This is a genomic window from Moorena sp. SIO4E2 (genome assembly GCF_010671945.1).
GTDB lineage: Bacteria > Cyanobacteriota > Cyanobacteriia > Cyanobacteriales > Coleofasciculaceae > Moorena > Moorena producens.
This window is the reverse complement of the sequence record NZ_JAAHIE010000030.1, coordinates 15,351-33,112: the sequence shown is the minus strand read 5'-3', so window position 1 is coordinate 33,112 and position 17,762 is coordinate 15,351. Positions and strand designations below refer to the sequence as shown.

The 17,762-nt window shown below is 45.7% G+C and carries 12 protein-coding genes; 8 read left to right on the top strand and 4 right to left on the bottom strand.

Annotated elements, in window-relative coordinates; all coding sequences use genetic code 11:
- The coding region (gene xseA / locus F6K37_RS06135; RefSeq protein ID WP_287248908.1) for an exodeoxyribonuclease VII large subunit at positions 1-772 on the top strand (772 nt) is incomplete at its 5' end.
- A 17-nt stretch (positions 773-789) separates the two neighbouring features.
- Here the strand turns inward: xseA and F6K37_RS06130 are convergent.
- From F6K37_RS06130 to F6K37_RS06120, 3 genes are all read right to left on the bottom strand, one after another.
- Complete coding sequence (locus tag F6K37_RS06130) at positions 790-2,070, bottom strand: aspartate aminotransferase family protein (RefSeq protein WP_287248905.1); 1,281 nt, start codon at positions 2,068-2,070, stop codon at positions 790-792.
- Positions 2,071-2,143: 73 nt separating this feature from the next.
- Positions 2,144-2,791, bottom strand: coding sequence for a response regulator transcription factor (locus tag F6K37_RS06125; protein ID WP_008180320.1), 648 nt, complete (start codon positions 2,789-2,791; stop codon positions 2,144-2,146).
- Positions 2,792-3,054: 263 nt separating this feature from the next.
- Complete coding sequence (locus tag F6K37_RS06120) at positions 3,055-3,606, bottom strand: (2Fe-2S) ferredoxin domain-containing protein (protein ID WP_008180319.1); 552 nt, start codon at positions 3,604-3,606, stop codon at positions 3,055-3,057.
- A 632-nt stretch (positions 3,607-4,238) separates the two neighbouring features.
- Between F6K37_RS06120 and groES the strand changes: the two genes are divergently transcribed.
- The 4 genes from groES to F6K37_RS06100 all read left to right on the top strand — a co-directional run bounded on the left by groES (position 4,239) and on the right by F6K37_RS06100 (position 8,659).
- The gene (gene groES / locus F6K37_RS06115; protein ID WP_008180318.1) at positions 4,239-4,550 is read left to right on the top strand and encodes a co-chaperone GroES; all 312 of its coding nucleotides are present in this window, start codon (positions 4,239-4,241) and stop codon (positions 4,548-4,550) included.
- A gap of 103 nt (positions 4,551-4,653) precedes the next feature.
- On the top strand, positions 4,654-6,285 hold the full coding sequence (groL, locus tag F6K37_RS06110; RefSeq protein WP_008180317.1) for a chaperonin GroEL: 1,632 nt from the start codon (positions 4,654-4,656) through the stop codon (positions 6,283-6,285).
- Between the two features lie 161 nt (positions 6,286-6,446).
- Positions 6,447-7,415 carry a J domain-containing protein gene (locus tag F6K37_RS06105; RefSeq protein WP_044492359.1) on the top strand — a complete coding sequence of 323 codons (969 nt, stop codon included), beginning with the start codon at positions 6,447-6,449 and terminating at the stop codon, positions 7,413-7,415.
- Complete coding sequence (locus F6K37_RS06100) at positions 7,415-8,659, top strand: ATP phosphoribosyltransferase regulatory subunit (protein WP_008180314.1); 1,245 nt, start codon at positions 7,415-7,417, stop codon at positions 8,657-8,659. Before F6K37_RS06105 ends, F6K37_RS06100 begins: the two co-directional genes overlap by 1 nt.
- A gap of 35 nt (positions 8,660-8,694) precedes the next feature.
- Here the strand turns inward: F6K37_RS06100 and pdhA are convergent, their stop codons facing one another.
- Positions 8,695-9,723: a pyruvate dehydrogenase (acetyl-transferring) E1 component subunit alpha gene (pdhA, locus tag F6K37_RS06095; protein ID WP_008180311.1), complete on the bottom strand. Its 1,029-nt coding sequence runs from the start codon at positions 9,721-9,723 to the stop codon at positions 8,695-8,697.
- A gap of 942 nt (positions 9,724-10,665) precedes the next feature.
- On the opposite strand from pdhA, the gene F6K37_RS06090 reads away from it, so the two are divergent.
- The 3 genes from F6K37_RS06090 (at position 10,666) to F6K37_RS06080 (ending at position 17,637) form a co-directional block, all read left to right on the top strand.
- The gene (locus tag F6K37_RS06090; RefSeq protein WP_044492352.1) at positions 10,666-13,053 is read left to right on the top strand and encodes an IMS domain-containing protein; all 2,388 of its coding nucleotides are present in this window, start codon (positions 10,666-10,668) and stop codon (positions 13,051-13,053) included.
- 756 nt (positions 13,054-13,809) lie between these two features.
- Positions 13,810-14,991: a DUF4912 domain-containing protein gene (locus tag F6K37_RS06085; RefSeq protein WP_008180305.1), complete on the top strand. Its 1,182-nt coding sequence runs from the start codon at positions 13,810-13,812 to the stop codon at positions 14,989-14,991.
- A gap of 873 nt (positions 14,992-15,864) precedes the next feature.
- Positions 15,865-17,637: a ShlB/FhaC/HecB family hemolysin secretion/activation protein gene (locus F6K37_RS06080; RefSeq protein WP_008180301.1), complete on the top strand. Its 1,773-nt coding sequence runs from the start codon at positions 15,865-15,867 to the stop codon at positions 17,635-17,637.
- Positions 17,638-17,762: the final 125 nt, after the last annotated feature.

Here is a 17,762-nt window from a genome sequence, read left to right as displayed (position 1 = left end):
TCCCCAAGCGGCTGCTTGGGGAGATATTAAACGTACACTACAGCAACGGTATCCTGGTTTACGAGTCTTGTTTTCACCGGCTCAGGTTCAAGGGGAACTTGCGATCGCATCAATAGTTAACGCTATTGATCGAGTCGAGCGGGATGGCAGAGCCAAACTACTGATATTAGCTCGGGGGGGTGGAGCATCAGAGGATTTAGCTTGTTTCAATGATGAACGGGTGGTGCGAGCAATTGCTCAATGCTCAATACCGGTGATCACCGGTATTGGTCATCAACGGGATGAATCCTTAGCTGACTTAGTAGCTGACTACAGTGCTCACACCCCGACAGCAGCAGCGGAACAAGCTGTACCAGAACTGATCACCCTTTATGCTGAACATCAACAGCGGCAGACTAGCCTTTATCAAGCGGTGACTCAAATCACACAGGCATCTCGCCATCAACTGCACCATCTACGAACACGATTGCGACACCTAGCTCTAGACCAACAACTACACCAGGAACAAAATGCGATTGCATTTCAGCATCAGCGATTGTTGCAAGTGACATCAAAGCGTCTGAGCCAAGGGATCCAGCACTGTCAACTTCTCAAGGAAAAACTCAATACCCTTGACCCTCAAAAAGTCCTACAACGAGGCTATGCACTAGTGCGCACCTCAGATGGAACCATTGCTTCGTCTACAGGGCATTTGGCTCCTGGAGAAGAACTACAAATTCAGTTAGGTGAGGGTCAAGTTAAAGTCAAGATTATCGAGATTGTTGATAGTTGACGGTTGACCGTTGACGGTTAAGCTAAAGCTTGTAAGGCTTGCTCTACAATAAGAGCCGCTTGGTCAACTTCCTGAGCTGACACAATTAGGGGTGGAACAAAGCGAACTACCTTTGGTCCTGCTGGTACCAACAACAAACTTCGTTCCATAACGGCTTTAACTACATCCACGGAAGTCAGATCGATATCTGATTTTAGTACAAGCCCATTAATTAGACCCCAGCCTCGCACTTCGTCAATAACTTCGGGATATTTCTGAGCGATCGCTGTTAGTCTGGTGCGCAGCTGCTCACCCCGCACCTGAACATTTTGCAAAATATTCTCCTGTTCCAAGGTTTTTCCTACAGATAGGGCGACTGCACAGACAAATGGATTACCACCAAAGGTGCTAGCGTGCTCTCCGGGTTGGAAGATATCACAGAATTTCTTAGACATCATTGCTCCAATGGGAATGCCACCAGCCAATCCCTTGGCACTGGTGAAGATATCTGGCTCTATTCCCAGATTCTGATAGCCCCAGTATTTACCAGTGCGACCCATACCCACCTGGACTTCATCCAGAATCAGCAGGATGCCAGTTTCATCACAGATCTCTCTAACTTGCTGGAAGTAGTCTAGGTCTCCTGGCCGAACACCTCCTTCTCCCTGTAATGGTTCCAGCATCACTGCTGCTACCCGGCGATTTCCCTCATCAATATCTGCGATCGCATTTTCCAATGCCTGAATATCGTTGTAGGGTACGTACTCGAACCCAGGTACCAAGGGGTCAAAGTTTTTCTGGTACTTAGGCTGGCCAGTAGCTGTGATTGTTGCCAAGGTTCGCCCATGGAAACTGGCCTGAGCGGTCAAAATCACTGGCTGTTCAATATCGAGCACAGTGTGGCCATATTTCCGTGCCAGTTTGATAGCAGCTTCATTAGCCTCCGCTCCCGAGTTACAGAAAAATACTCGTTCTGCACAAGAATGGTCAATGAGCCACTTCGCTAATGCCCCTTGCTCTGGAATGTAGTAGAGATTGGAAACATGGTTTAGCTTTTGGATTTGCTTAATTACCGTTTCTACCACAATTGGGTGAGCATGACCTAAGGTACAGGTAGCAATCCCTGCCACAAAGTCAAGATAGTCTCGCCCGGAAGTATCCCAGACATGGCAACCGGCACCCCGCTCTAAGGCAATAGGAAAGCGTCCATAGGTTTTCATGACCCTAGCATCAAATTCAGTTAGGTCATAAGGTGCACCCCCAGCCGGAGCTGACTCTGCCGGTCGGGTGGGATTGTTAACAATAGTTTCTGGGCTCACGAGCTTAGTCCTTGTGTGATTAGTGAACGGTCAAGGTTGGCTTGCTAGGCTTTACCAATGAGCGTATGGAGCGTTATGCCATACTATTTTCAATTGCCCAACGGGCTAATTCAGTACGGTTATGGAGACCAGTTTTCCCTAGCATGTTAGACACATGACTTTCTATGGTACGCTGAGAAACATTCAGCTGCTGAGCAATCTCCCGATTTGCCATACCTCTTGCCACAAACTGGACAACCTTCCGCTCAGTAGGAGTCAAATCAACATCGTAAGGAACGTTAATTCTGGGTGCGCTGTCTGGATTAGAAACTGTGAGCTGCATCATACGAGCAGTTTGCTTGAGGCAAGATTCCACCTGTGCTACCAGTTCTTCTGGCTCAAAGGGCTTAACCATATAAATATCCGCACCCTTATTGAGTCCTTTTATTCGATCTTGGCTTTGACCCTTGGCTGAGAGAAATAGTACCGGAATGCAGCTGGTGCGAGAATCATCTCTGACCTTTTCTACCAGGGTATAGCCGTCCATTTCTGGCATCATCACGTCACAGATAATCATATCAGGAATATCCTGCTCTAAAATGTCCAGAGCTTCTTTCCCATGTTCAGCGGTCATCACCTCGTATCCCCGAAACTCTAGGTAGTCCTTGACTAGCAATATGAGGTTGGGGTCATCATCAATCAGCAGCAGTTTTTGTTGCTCTCTTACAGCATTGTCCTTCATAACTGTAACGTTTTTTATACTTTGCTTGCTTAATTTTGTTAATAGTGGTAGTACCTCTTGCCTTTTCTAATGCCTGGAAGTTACCAAGCTGCTTTAACTCTCCAACCAATAATCCTACCTCACCATAATTAGGGTTGGTAAGAATTAGGGTTGGTAAGGAAAAGACTTAACTTGAACGTTGCACCGGGAACCCTAGGCTGGCCAAGTCAGTAGATTTTAGAACCCGTTGCGTCGCCAAGGTGGGCTTCATTACAACTAGGATGTTAACCTGCTTGGGGTTGGGGAGGAGCTGCTTCCATTGCCTGGTAGTCTAAAGCAGATGGTTGAAGAGTTTCTGGCAAAGGATGAACTAAAAAAGCATAGTCTTCTAAAACTTGGTTGCCAATAATATGCTCTTGAATAATGCGTTCAATCACCTCAGGAGTAGCACTGTGATACCAAACACCGTCTGGGTAAACTACCATGACAGGACCATAGGTACAGACTCGCAGACAATTAGCCTTGGTGCGAAAAATGCAACTTGGTTGAACATCCTTGGGCTGGTCTAGTTTTAGCTCTTTAAGGCGTTTTTTGAGATATTCCCAGGATTGAAGGCTAATTTCTTTTGAGCAGCATTTCGGTTTAGTTTGATCAGCACACAGGAAAATGTGGCGCTGAATTTGATTAAGCCCTAAGCTTTTTATGTTAGCAGCTAGGGTAATTTGCTCTGATGCTTCGATAGTGGAAGTGTCAGAATTATCAGAATTATCAGAATTATCAGAATTATCAGAATTAGATGCTTGGGTAGCTTCAGGCTCAGTTTTGTCTGCTGGCATGAGTTTTAGGGCTTTTGTGTGAGGATGAGTTGAAAGTGCGAGGTCAGCTATCAGCGGTCAGTTATCAGCTATCAGCTAGCAGGGGCTTTAACTGCACGGCGTTGGATCAGTAAAACGAGCAGGGATTTTCAACCAGCCGTACCAGCACTCCCGGTGCTTGTTTACTACCGACCGTTGATTAAGTGACGGCTGATAGCACCTCAAGTAGCACCATCTGTAGCGCATTAGCTGAATGCTTAAAGGGGGAGAGTAACAACCTATCTGTTATATCTATTTGCTTGTCCTAGTTGTCAGTGGTCAGCAGTCCATTGGTTGCAGTGCTGGTTTTTTAACCAATTTCTGGGACTAATGTAAAACCTTCTAGGTGCCCTTGCCGTCGGCGAATTAAATTCGCCACGGGTCGCACCTGATGAAATAGGGACAAGCTACACCATACCGATACTGATACACAGATAATAACCCAAAGCTATCTGATCCGTGCATTTGCTATCTGTTAACCTGCTATGAGTTCGGGAACCCGTACAGAGGTATTTATTGCCATGTACTGCTGATTTTGAGTAAATTAGCACTCAGGAGCTGAGAGTGCTAAATCGGCTCAGATGAATCAGATGAAGTAGAGAGGAAAAACTGATATGGCAGCTGTAACTCTGAGTGTTTCCACCGTTAAGCCCTTAGGGGATCGAGTTTTTGTTAAGGTAAGCGCCGCTGAAGAAAAAACTGCTGGCGGTATTCTACTACCCGATAACGCTAAGGAAAAGCCTCAAGTTGGGGAAATTGTAGCCACCGGACCTGGGAAGCGCAACGATGATGGTTCTCACGCTGCTCTCGAAGTCAAAGTAGGGGACAAGGTACTTTACTCCAAGTACGCTGGTACCGATATTAAGTTAGGGAACGAAGAGTACGTTTTGTTGTCAGAAAAAGACATCTTGGCAGTCGTCAGCTAACACCTTGAAGGCAAACAAGTTGAGCCCTTAAACCCTCAACCCTTTTACCTTCAAGGCTTTTATCTTCAACCTTAATCACCGTTAGGAACTGAACTCAAAACCTATGGCTAAGCGCATTATTTACAACGAAAATGCTCGTCGCGCCCTAGAAAAGGGAATGGACACTCTGACTGAAGCTGTAGCTGTCACCCTTGGACCAAAAGGTCGCAACGTAGTGTTAGAGAAGAAGTTTGGTGCTCCTCAAATTGTTAATGATGGTGTCACCATTGCTAAAGAGATTGAACTGGAAGACCACATTGAAAACACTGGTGTTTCTCTGATTCGGCAAGCAGCTTCAAAAACCAATGATGCTGCTGGTGATGGGACTACAACCGCTACGGTACTAGCTCATGCTGTGGTCAAAGAAGGCTTGCGCAATGTTGCTGCCGGTGCAAACCCGATCGCCCTGAAGCGGGGTATTGATAAAGCTACTGCGTTTCTGGTGGACAAGATTGCTGAACATGCCCGCCCAGTAGAAGACTCTAAAGCCGTTGCCCAAGTTGGTTCTATCTCTGCGGGTAACGATGAGACCGTTGGTCAGATGATTGCTGACGCAATGGACAAAGTGGGCAAAGAGGGCGTGATTTCCCTTGAAGAAGGGAAGTCTATGACCACTGAACTAGAAATTACCGAAGGGATGCGCTTTGACAAAGGCTATATCTCTCCCTACTTTGCTACTGACACTGAGCGGATGGAAGCAGTTCTAGAAGAACCTCACCTCCTACTCACTGACAAGAAAATCACCCTGGTACAAGACCTGGTGCCAGTACTTGAGCAAGTGGCTCGTTCTGGCAAGCCGTTGCTGATTATTGCTGAAGACATTGAGAAAGAAGCCCTGGCCACCTTGGTGGTCAACCGCCTACGGGGTGTTTTGAATGTGGCAGCTGTCAAGGCTCCTGGCTTTGGCGATCGCCGTAAGGCTATGCTGGAAGACATTGCTACCCTAACTGGTGCACAAGTAATTACCGAAGATGCAGGTCTAAAGCTTGAAAACGCTAAGCTGGAAATGCTGGGTAAAGCCCGTCGTGTGACCATAACTAAGGACAACACCACTATCGTTGCTGAAGGTAACGAAAATGCAGTGAAGGGTCGTTGTGAGCAAATCCGCCGTCAGATGGACGAAACGGATTCTTCCTACGACAAAGAAAAACTGCAAGAGCGGTTAGCTAAACTGGCTGGTGGTGTCGCTGTGATTAAAGTCGGTGCTGCTACAGAAACGGAAATGAAAGACCGCAAGCTGCGTCTGGAAGATGCCATCAACGCTACCAAGGCAGCTGTGGAAGAAGGTATTGTCCCTGGTGGTGGTACAACTCTAGCTCACCTGACTCCTGACCTAGAAACTTGGGCAAACGAGAACCTGAAGGCTGAAGAACTTACCGGTGCATTGATTGTTGCTCGTGCCCTGTCTTCACCTCTGAAGCGAATTGCCCAGAACGCTGGTCAAAATGGTGCGGTGATCGCTGAGCGAGTTAAAGAAAAAGAATTTAACGTCGGCTACAATGCTTCCAATGGTGAGTTTGTAGATATGTTTGAAGCTGGAATCGTTGACCCAGCTAAGGTAACTCGTTCTGCTCTCCAAAATGCCGCTTCCATCGCAGGTATGGTGTTGACCACCGAGTGTATTGTGGTAGACAAGCCTGAGCCTAAGGAAAATACTGCTGCTGGTGCTGGTATGGGTGGCGATTTTGATTACTAAAGCCTACCGAATGAATTAAAGCACTCTAATTGGCATAAAAGATAGATACAGCTGCTTCTTCAACGAAGCAGCTGCTTTTTATTGCCGAAACAAACCCAGATTATCTAATCTAAGAGATACTAGAAACGAGCCTTGCAGCAGTTGAGATGGGACAGTTGCCTATGTCTTTGAAAATTGAATACGGACTCTTCAAGCTTGATTTCACTGACTACCACGCAGTTTTAGGAATTCCAGTTGATGCGGATGTTAAGGCAGTCCGTCAACGGTACCTTCAAATTGCTAGACGTTTGCATCCCGACAGTTGCAAAGCCAGTACCGAAGTGGAAAAAAATCAAGCAAATCTGCTGTTAACACGGCTGGTTAATCCTGCTTATGAACAGCTCTCTAGAGGTCATCGTGACTATGCTGCTAGTCTAAGTCACTTGAGTAAGCGGTTAGGGGCTCAAGGAGATAAAATTTCCCTGGCTAGCGCAACGGCTAAGCAATTATTACAAGCAGGGGCAAATTTAGATAATCTTTACAAAACCTCAGTTGACCACCTAGCATCAGAGCAATACCAAGCCCTTGACCAAGCCTTGGCAAAAATTGCCGAAATCAGTGAACTTAACCTAGTTTATTTGATGTGTAAAAGTGGTAAGGGCGAAACGGTAAAAACTTCTGTCTCAACCCCTGTGAAAACTCAAGCAACTGGTGTGACCCAGCCAAATAGTCAGACTACTACCGGTGCAACATCACAGGGAGGGTCGGTTGGGACTAAGGGAGTATCACGAGTGGATAGCTATATCCGCCGTGCTGAAGGATATTTGGTGAAAAACAATTTTGCTGCGGCAGTTTTGGAGTTGCGAGAAGCTCTGAAGTTGGACCAAAACAATAGCGACTGCCATAGTTTATTGGGAATTGCTTATTTGAAGCAAAATAAGGGGACAATGGCTAAAGTACACATTAATAAGGCGTTGCAATTGAACCCTCAGAACGAAAAAGCATTGAAGGCGAAACAGATTCTAAATGAATTAACCCCGAAAAGTGCCGGTAGCCAGCCAAAGGTTTCGCCTGAAGCAGCTAAAGGGAAACCGTCCAATAAATCTGGTGGTGGCTTATTTGGTGGTTTATTTGGTGGAAAGAAAAAGTAATGATTCATCAACCACCCCCAGGGGCAAGGGATTTACTCCCCCTAGAAGTTACCCAAAAACGCTGGATTGCTAACCACTTACAGCAAGTATTTCACCGCTGGAGTTATCACCGGATTATCACATCAACTCTAGAATGGTTGGATACCTTGATGGCAGGAGGAGCTGTCGAACGTTCCACGGTCATCCAGTTGCACGATGCTGAGGAAGGAACGCTGGGGCTACGTCCAGAATTAACGGCATCCATAGCCAGAGCAATGGTCACTCGTATTGCTGGCAGTAATAGTGAAGCCTGCCTATCCTTACCCCAGCGACTCTATTACAATGCCAATGTATTTCGCAGACCAACTATAGGTAACCACGGACGTCAACTAGAGTTTTACCAGTCGGGAGTAGAATTATTGGGAGTTGGTGGGCTGTTGGCAGATGGGGAAATTCTGCTGTTGCTAGCCGATTGTCTTAATAATTTAGGGTTGCAGCAGTGGCACCTGATTTTGGGGGAAGCTCGGCTAACGCGATCGCTTTTGTCTCCCTTCCCCAAACCTATGCAAGACAAGGTTCGTCAAGCCATTGCCTATCTTGACCGTGTTAGCCTAGAAACGTTACCCCTATCCCCAGAATTACGAGAGCGGGCATTGTTTCTCTTTGACCTGAGGGGAGACCCTGCTGATGTTTTGCAAAAGGTTGCCAGCTTGGATTTAGACTCATCAGAACACGAGATTGTGAGCAATCTCAAATCCCTGGTGGAACTTTTAAATAGTAGTTCCGCTAGCCCCTTACCGATTGTTCTTGACCTGACCTTAGTACAAACCTTTGACTATTACACTGGTATTGTCTTTGAAGTAGTCAGTAGTAGCGAGGGCTCTAGCCGAGTTTTAGGCCAGGGAGGGCGGTACGATCAATTGCTGAGTCTATATCATCCTCAAGGAGAAACCTACCCTGGAATTGGTTTTTGCCTCAACCTAGAAGACCTTCATTATGTCTTACTGTCGAGTAATCAACTACCCAGTCGGACACCAGCTAGTGATTGGTTAGTGGTGCCAGAATTTCCCGAGGCTGAGGCGGTAGCTTTTACCTATGCCCAGAAACTTAGAGATTCTGAGCATTTGGTCAGGGTAGAGATGGATTTAGGGGGACGCTCACCAGCACAAATTAGAGCATACGCCTTGGGTCACGGTATCACCTACATTGCCTGGGTAGAAACCGATGGCACTCCTAGGATTGAGACCGTGACTAAGAAAGCGTGAAGTATTTCATAGTTCACACTTCCTAGTTCAGTTAACTAATCCTCAGCAAAAACATAGCGATGTAGTTCGCTAGGGTCAGGTTCAGGACTGGCTTGGGCAAACTCAACTGCATCATTAATGACTTCCTGGATTTTGCTCTCAATGGCTTTGAGTTCTTCGGGAGTAGCTAGATGATTTTCTGTCAGGTAACTTGCCATGTTTTTAATGGGATCACGAGTTAACCAGAATTCCTTCTCTTCTTTGGAGCGGAGTTCATCGGGATCAGCCAGAGAGTGACCTCGGAAGCGGTAGGTCAGGGCTTCAATAAGGGTTGGGCCTTCTCCTGCACGAGCCCGAGCGATCGCTTCTTGGGCAACAGTTCTGACAGCCATTACATCCATGCCATCGACTTCTACTCCAGCCATACCGAATACACTGGCTTTTTTGTAAATTTCTGGCTGGGATGTTGCCCGTTCATGAGCCATCCCAATTGCCCACTTGTTGTTTTCCACAACATAGATAACGGGCAATTTCCAAAGGGCTGCCATATTCAAACATTCAAAGAACTGACCATTATTGCAAGCTCCATCACCAAAAAAGCAAACGGTGACTTGATCAGAACTCTCATCACCCAAGGCTTCGCGACGGTATTTACTTTGGAAAGCACTACCCGTGGCCACGGGAATCCCCTCAGCTACAAAGGCATAACCTCCCAGGAGATTATGTTCTTGTGAGAACATATGCATTGAACCACCGCGCCCCTTGCTGCAGCCTGTGGCTTTGCCAAATAACTCTGCCATCACTTCCCGTGCTGGCACTCCTGCACTTAAGGCATGGACGTGGTCACGATAGGTGCTACTAACAAAGTCTTCACCAATACGCAACGCCTTGATGACTCCTGTTGACACTGCCTCTTGACCGTTGTAGAGGTGGACAAAACCAAACATTTTGCCCCGATAGTACATTTCAGCACATTTGTCCTCAAACAAGCGCCCGAGCATCATATCCTCGTAAAGGAGTAATCCTTCTGCGCTGGTAATGGGGCTGTAATCCTCTACTTTAGGTAAAGTTCTTTCCTGAGCCATTAATTTGTCCTATACTTGTCGCAACACTATACTGGCATTTCGCCAAACTACTTGTTTAGCCAATTTAAGCAAAGCTATCATAAAGTTTCACTCAAGCCTACAGGATTTCTCTTTTAGGATTTCTCTTTTAGGTCAAGCCTAGAGCGAATAGTTAGGTCAAGTTGAGTTGAGTGAGAATCACACTACTGCTTGACAATCAATACTGTTTAGTTTAGTAAAAGTTAATTAACAAAACTCGCGGAATTACCCACCTTCTTCCAAGGTGGGCTTGAAGTTACCGTAAGGTAGGGTCGCGGCTTGAGCGTCGGCAGGATATGCATAAAAGGTAACGGCGCTTTTGTAATAAGGCGACCCAACAATCAGGTTTCGTATCCGGGATGGATAGCGAGACGATAACTTGTGATGATTCGTGCTAAAATGAAGATGGTCGCTGAGCCGCCTGACCGACTAAAAGGCTACCTTATAAACGGTCTAATATACTATCAGTTTTTAGACCTGGAGGTATACAAAGTAAAGCGCGGAGCTCAGGAAAGAGACAAGCCCCGGCTGGTTAGCCACAGTGCTGTAATTCCAAGACTTGTCTGTCGTAAAAGTATACGTCGATAGAAGGCGGATGTCTGCCTGTGGACGCTGAGTAAGACCAAAATTAGCGCGGCTTTTTGAGGCGTCGGGGACGCGCGCGGGAAGCCCAAAAGACGAATAAGACCGTCCCTGAATTGACCTGAGAGTGGTTTGCCCCAACCGTGAGCGTTGCAGGTTGGGGTACTTCACAGGAGATGATCCAGTTGCTAAAATAAATAGTATTTAGCGACTCGACAAAACCGGTTAGCTGCGATACTGTGTCTTTTAAAGTGACAGATAAATAGCTATAGCCAGTTTAGGGAGTACGATATGGGCTATCATCAACTCATTCAGTTGCTCGAAAAGCTGGGGAAGTGAACCGTGCGCATTCCGCTCGATTACTACCGCATATTAGGATTGCCGATTCAGGCTACAGCCCAACAGCTCAGCCAAGCCTATCGTGATCGTACCTTACAACTACCGCGCCGAGAGTATTCGGAAGCAGCAATAGCCTCTCGTAAAACACTCCTTGAAAAAGCCTACGGGGTTTTGAGTGACCCTGAAACAAGAGAGGAGTACGATGCTGGCTTGATTGCCAAAGCTTATCAACTCCAAGAGCAACACCCATCAGTGGCGGGTGCTCCTGGTACTAATCAAACAGTAACAGGTGAAACCGTCGAAGCTCAAACTCCTACGATTGAGATTGATAACGACCAATTACTCGGAAGCTTACTGATTCTTCAAGAACTTGGGGAATACGAACTGGTTCTAAAACTGGCGCAACCGTTACTGGAAAAAGGTGACAGCGTTGGATTAAGTCAGGGGAAATTGGGGGATCCCCAACTTGTTCAACCCGACGTGGTTTTGACCTTAGCTATTGCCTGCTTAGAGCTAGGTCGAGAGGAATGGCAGCAAGGGGAGTATGAAAACGCAGCTATGTCCCTAGAAACTGGACAACAATTACTCCTACAAGAAGGCTTATTTCCGAGTGTTCGAGGGGAAATCCAAGCAGACCTCTATAAACTTCGCCCTTATCGGATTTTAGAATTATTAGCCCTGCCAGAAGAAAAAGCCATTGAGCGGCGCAAAGGCTTGCGGTTGCTCCAAGAAATGTTACAGGAGCGTCGAGGGATCGATGGCACTGGTAATGATCAATCTGGTTTAGGGATTGATGACTTTCTACGCTTTATCCAACAGTTGCGAGGCTATCTTACCTCCAACCAACAGCAAACCTTATTTGAAGCTGAAGCACGACGTCCTTCAGCTGTTGCTACATACCTAGCTGTTTACGCCTTACTAGCAAGGGGATTTGCCCACAGAGAACCGGCTTTGATTGCTCGTGCCAAGAAAATGCTGATGCGTTTGGGTAAGCGGCAGGATGTTCACCTAGAACAAGGGGTTTGTGCTCTGCTTCTCGGCCAAACGGAAGAAGCCAGTCGTGCCTTGGAACTGAGCCAGGAATACGAACCCCTAGCTTTCATTCGGGAACATTCTCAAAATTCCCCAGACTTATTGCCAGGATTATGCCTCTACGGAGAGCGTTGGCTACAAGAATCTGTATTTCCCCACTTCCGGGATCTGGCCAATCAGAAGGTGTCTTTGAAGGAATACTTTGCTGATCAGCAAGTACAAGCCTATCTAGAAAATTTACCAGATTCATCTGAGGAAACTAGCAATCAGTGGACGGTTGTACCTTCCCAAACAACCACCTATGCAACGGTAGGCTCTTCTAAAAGCATCCTGGGGCAAGATAGACTAAGCAATGGCCAAGGCTCACAGACAACGGCAGAACCAGTAACGGTGGGGTCAAGGTGGCCAAGTGGGGCGTTGGCAAACGGTGTTAGTCAAAGCCGAGTCAATAGCGATCGCTTCACCACTAATGGGGTATCAACTTTGCCTACAGCTCAAGGGATATCCCACTCATCAAATGGCTCAGAACCACAAACCTCTCAGGACTTAGAGTCAAAAACCACAGGCTTGCGGAGTCATGGACGGCGTCGTAGGCGTCAGTCCTTAGGTAGCTTTCTGGGTGGTGGGAAGTCAGGCAAAACCCTGGATAGTCACAATTCAACCGCCTCAGGTGGGTGGTCTAGAGGCGGTTCTTTGGTCAAAGACTCCTCAAGTCAGCGGAGCAGTCTGAATCATTCATCCCCTGATCGTATGGAACCTTCACCAGAGCGATTCCAACCAGGGGCTAAACTAAGACGTCTGATTTTCCTGAGTCTTTTAAGTTTGCTAGGACTGGGTATCCTGCTGATGTTGCTCAATAAAGCTCTCAAAAGTTTTTCAAAACCACCGTTAGAGGGAGAACAACCTTTTGTTCAGCTTGACCAACCTCCAGTCCCGATTCCTCCGACAGGCAGTGGGCTGATCGCTCCGAGTGGTCCTCTAAATCAAGAAACGGCTCAGCAACTCATCGAAACCTGGTTAAATACTAAAAAACTTGCTTTTGGACCAAAACATGAAGTAGGGCAACTTAGTAAAATCTTAGCTGAGCCAGCTCTGTCTGTCTGGCTCAAAAGTGCTAAAGCGGCTAAAACCAAGAACTATTACCGGATCTACAAGCACACGGTCAAAATTAACTCAGTTGAGACTAGCACATCGAATCCTAATCAAGCTGTGATAGATGCTGCGGTGAAAGAGCAAGCAAAGGTATATCAAGATGGTATGTTGAGTCCGGCAGCTTCGAGTAATGACAACTTAAGAGTCAAGTATGACTTAGTACGCCAAGGGGGTCAGTGGTTAATTAAGGGTTGGATGGTAAGATAACTAGAAACATATCTGACCAGTCAATTCCTGTCGAAAAGAAAATGGAAAAGTAATGATTATTCCTGTTGATTATTGATGATGCGATTAGCTTTGCCTTGCCACGCTTCGCTCACCCTTGAGGAAAGCAGCCAAATAGTCTTGCTTATCCTCATTAAGGCTAAGAGATAAATGATTAATGAAGAGTGTCAAGGATAAGTAGATCAGGGCTTCATCCTTCTTGGATACGGATCACTGATGGTGCCTAACTTGATAATATTGATGACTGAGTCCTTAGGTGCGCTTTCCGCATCTAATTATTAAATTCGCCACGGGTCGCACCTGAGGAGTGATGTGATAATTTCATGACATTTTGAGTCCCGATTTTCTGGTAAATGCGTGAATTTACCGAAAATCGGCTTATTTACCCCTTGACCTGACCCAAAAATTCCTTGTTATATATAGTTGATCAGAGGATCCCATAAAAATGCTGGTTTGTTAGTATTTCACCAAATTATAGATGGCTGACTTGAACATATTGTTGGTATAAAAAATCACTGAAATGTCGCAAGGGTAGACGGGCAATTTCCATTAAAGTCTGGGAATCAAGAAGGATAAAAACTTTAGTCAGGTCTGACCTTTAGGTAAGTTTCATAGCAACCAAAACTTTTTTTAATTAGGTGCGCTTTCCGCATTAAGAATTAAATTCGCCACGGGTCGCACCTCAAGATTGACATCAGTAATCTATCAGGCAACCTAACAACGTATAGAACAGAAATCATGGCAAAAGAAGGAACTCCCCTAGAAGAAATGACTCTACGGCAATTACGTAGAGTTGCGAGTGAATATGGTATATATCGATACAGTAGAATGCGTAAAGAACGCTTATTGGCGGAAATTCAAGCAATAGAACGTCACAAAAGGTCTACCACTCCATCGCCGATAATTGAGGCACAAGCAAAGGAGGAATCAAGCCAGTTTGAATTAGCTCAACAAGAGCCGACTAGTGATAGTCTAGTTTCTGTTGATGAGGGATTAGCAGAGCTACCAGAAGGTTATGGTGAAAGCCGGATTGTGCTAATGCCTCGTGATCCACATTGGTCTTATGCTTATTGGGATATTCCCAATGAACATAAAAAAGAACTGCGCTCTCAGGGAGGTCAACAACTCGCTCTAAGGCTCTATGATGTTACCGCAATCAAACTGGATTATCAAAGTCCCCATAGTATCCAAGAATATCCCTGTGATGAGCTAGCGCGAGAATGGTATCTACCCATGCCAGTTAGCGATCGCGATTATTTAGTTGAGATTGGTTATCGCTGTGAAGATGGTCAATGGCTAGTTCTGGCCCGTTCAGCACCTATCCATGTTCCCCCTGCCTATCCCTCTAAATGGATGGAAGACCAATTCGTCACGGTCAACTGGGATGATAATCTACAGGGTAAGACTGTCCTAAAACTTGTGCCGCCTAGCCAGACAGCTAATGGGAGTAGCTCGGAAATTCCTGATCGACCTATCTATGGGGAAATCTTTGGCATAACTCAATCTGGGGAAGCTCAGGCAGTAGCTGATTCTGTTTATAGTTCTATGGAGCAAGCACCAAGGTCAGCAATAAGTTCCAATCCTTTCCCTTCGGGTATTGGTAAGTGGCTTTCTCCAAACATGTCGGGAGCTGGTTTCAATGCTTCTGCTCCCCCCGCTCGTTCTCCCGAATTGTCCTTAGTGGCAAATGAAGAGCTAATTATTCACGGAAGCATCGATCCTGATGCTTCCGTTACTATTGATGGACGTCCAGTCAAGATTAACCCAGACGGGACCTTCCGCTTGCAGATGTCTTTCCAGGATGTCCTAATTGACTACCCAATCATGGTAGTGTCAGCGCATGGCAAGGAAACTCGCTCAATCCATATGAAGTTCATCTGCAAGACGCAATCATGCCATACTGATCTCGTGTGCAATTGAACACAATTGTTGAGTATACTCCCCACCCATCATTATTCACCCATACTTTAGAAGTTGGGTGGGGTAAGCCAAACCAGCTTTTACATGGTGAAGGGAACAGTAAACAGGGAATAGGTAATAAGGAAAAAAATATCTGTACCTCATAGCTGTGATAAACGCTATATAGCGACCTTAAATCAGTTGTGGCAAGTCAAGGGCTTGAAACCCAGGTATAGCAAGAATCACGTTTGGATAAAATTAGCACAACCTATTTAGGATTGCTATAGTTCAAGAAGCAGCATTGGCCTATAATAACCTCAGAATTCACACTTCATACTTCTAAGGAGTTCCCCCGACACTAGCCGGGGGATTTTTTTGCCAAAAGTCAATAGGTGCGCTCTTACCATTAAGAATTAAATTCGCCACGGGTCGCACCTCAAGTGTGCTTAATTGGTTATGATCGCAAGTGGTTTGAAGAGAATAACAACTCATCTCAAGTCCGTTAGGTGCGCTTTCCGCATCTAATTATTAAATTCGCCACGGGTCGGACCTGTTGAATACCCACAGGTTAGACTGACACCGGAAAAACCACCACACGGTCAGACAGGGTAGAGATTTTGATTATGGGTAATTAAACGAATTTGATATAAGCTATAACTGCGATAGACGATGGTGATAGTTTTTTGGAATTTTTGAACTAATCAGGGTTAGGCTTTTTAGTGGCGTTTACGTTTGGACCATTCGTTGTCACCCAAAATCCCTAGATATCCCCACCCAAGGAGAATAAAAAACCCGATGCGCTCGAAGATCGGATTGCTTTGGCATCAGATGTTAATTCAAATTGTGCTTATAAAGTATTTCTTAAATAAATTCATATCAAATAAATTTACACCGTTGTATTTAATAATTGCCTGTACCAGTTGTAATGATGCCCTAGCAGTAACCCTAACTTCTTTGCCAAGCAATCATAGATCTCTAAGAGCAAGTAAACTTCTGCTTAAGCAGCAGGAGCATAAAACCGCTCAGGAGTCAGTAAAATTGGTTGATGGAAATTATCAAAATCAGATAGCTGAACTATTAGCGCCCATACTATCAGATTCAGTTGGACCAGTTATACTAGAAACTCAAGCCACTACACCTGCTAGACTAACTGCTTTGGACTCTAAAACCATTCAAGTTGATAAAATTGAAGTCATTGGTAGCACCATCTTTTCACCAGAGCAGTTTAAGCTGATTATACAACCCTATCAAGGACGCTCCCTGACTATTGAGCAACTAAGAGAAGTCGCGGATGCTATTACTACCCTTTACCTCAAGCAGGGCTATATTAACACTAGAGCAATTCTTCTTGCTGAGCAAACGATTGACATTACCAAGGGCATTGTTACAATCCGTGTTATAGAAGGGGGTATAGAAAAGATCGAAGTTGAAGGAACACGCCGCCTCAATCCCAACTATATCCGCAGCCGTGTCCAGTTGGGTACCGGAACACCATTCAATACTACTGATTTGGAAAAACAATTACGATTGTTACGGCTTGACCCAAAGTTGGAAAGTATAGAAGCGAGCCTCCGCAAAGGAACAAAAGTAGGACAGAGCATTCTGATTGTTCGTGTTGTGGAAGCTAATCCGTTCAAAGGAAGTGTAGGGGTTGATAATTACTCACCTCCTAGTATTGGTTCTGAACGAATCAGCTTTAATCTTCGCCATCTCAACCTAACTGGCAATGGGGATGAAATTTCCTTCACTTATCGCCGTTCGACCACTGGCGGGTCTAATATTTTTGATTTTGGCTATCGCTTTCCCCTCAATCCCCGAAATGGTACCTTAGAACTGCGAACAGTGATCGACCGTAATCGGGTGACTCAAGCACCATTCAATGTTTTTGATATTGAGGGAGAATCTGAGCTATATGAAATTCGATTTCGTCAACCGTTGTACCGCACACCTCGGGAAGAATTTGCTCTGTCTCTAGGATTCAGCTACAGAGATGGTCAGACTTTTTTGGGTGATGAGCCTCTTGGGTTTGGCTTTGGTCCAGATCAAGATGGCTCGACTACCCTGAGCGTGATTAAGTTTGAACAAGAGTATCTACGTCGGGATTTGGAGGGAACTTGGTTTTTGCGATCGCTTTTGAGTCTCGGAACTGGGTGGTTTGATGCCACTATCAACCCCGATCCTATACCTGATGGACGCTTTTTTCGCTGGGTAGGTCAAGTACAGCGGTTACAGATTCTCTCAGAGGATAATTTCTTAATTATGGGAACCGAGGTTCAGCTTACCCCCAATAGCCTATTGCCTCCCCAACAATTTTTACTTGGCGGTGGTCAATCGGTGAGGGGCTACCGTCAAAATATCAGAGCAGGGGACAATGGAGTACGGTTTTCTATAGAAGACCGTATAACTTTACATCGAGACGTAGACGATGACCCCGCATTACAACTAATTCCGTTTTTCGACATGGGTTATGTATGGAATAACCCTGATAATCCTAATACGTTACCGTCACAGCGGTTTTTAGCGGGTATTGGCTTAGGGCTAATTGTGCAACCAGTGACAGGGCTTAATCTGCGACTTGACTATGGCATTCCTCTGCTTGAATTGGATGATCGCAGTAACAATGCCCAGGATGAGGGCTTCTACTTCAATGTTCGCTATCAATATTAAACTATTTAAACTCTGACGATTAAGGTTAATGGGCAACCGTTGAGCGTTAACAGTGAATAATATCAAATCCAGTTGAATACCCATACTTCCTGGTGAAAAGAGCAGGGGGCGCAGGGGCGCAGGGG

What these genes read in the sequence shown, in the direction of transcription:
- F6K37_RS06120 (WP_008180319.1), bottom strand. Translation starts at nt 3,606, where the DNA reads ATGCCAGCAGACAAAACTGAGCCTGAAGCTACCCAAGCATCTAATTCT.
- F6K37_RS06105 (WP_044492359.1), top strand. Translation starts at nt 6,447, where the DNA reads ATGTCTTTGAAAATTGAATACGGACTCTTCAAGCTTGATTTCACTGAC.
- pdhA (WP_008180311.1), bottom strand. Translation starts at nt 9,723, where the DNA reads ATGGCTCAGGAAAGAACTTTACCTAAAGTAGAGGATTACAGCCCCATT.
- F6K37_RS06125 (WP_008180320.1), bottom strand. Translation starts at nt 2,791, where the DNA reads ATGAAGGACAATGCTGTAAGAGAGCAACAAAAACTGCTGCTGATTGAT.
- F6K37_RS06085 (WP_008180305.1), top strand. Translation starts at nt 13,810, where the DNA reads ATGGCAAAAGAAGGAACTCCCCTAGAAGAAATGACTCTACGGCAATTA.
- F6K37_RS06100 (WP_008180314.1), top strand. Translation starts at nt 7,415, where the DNA reads ATGATTCATCAACCACCCCCAGGGGCAAGGGATTTACTCCCCCTAGAA.
- groL (WP_008180317.1), top strand. Translation starts at nt 4,654, where the DNA reads ATGGCTAAGCGCATTATTTACAACGAAAATGCTCGTCGCGCCCTAGAA.
- groES (WP_008180318.1), top strand. Translation starts at nt 4,239, where the DNA reads ATGGCAGCTGTAACTCTGAGTGTTTCCACCGTTAAGCCCTTAGGGGAT.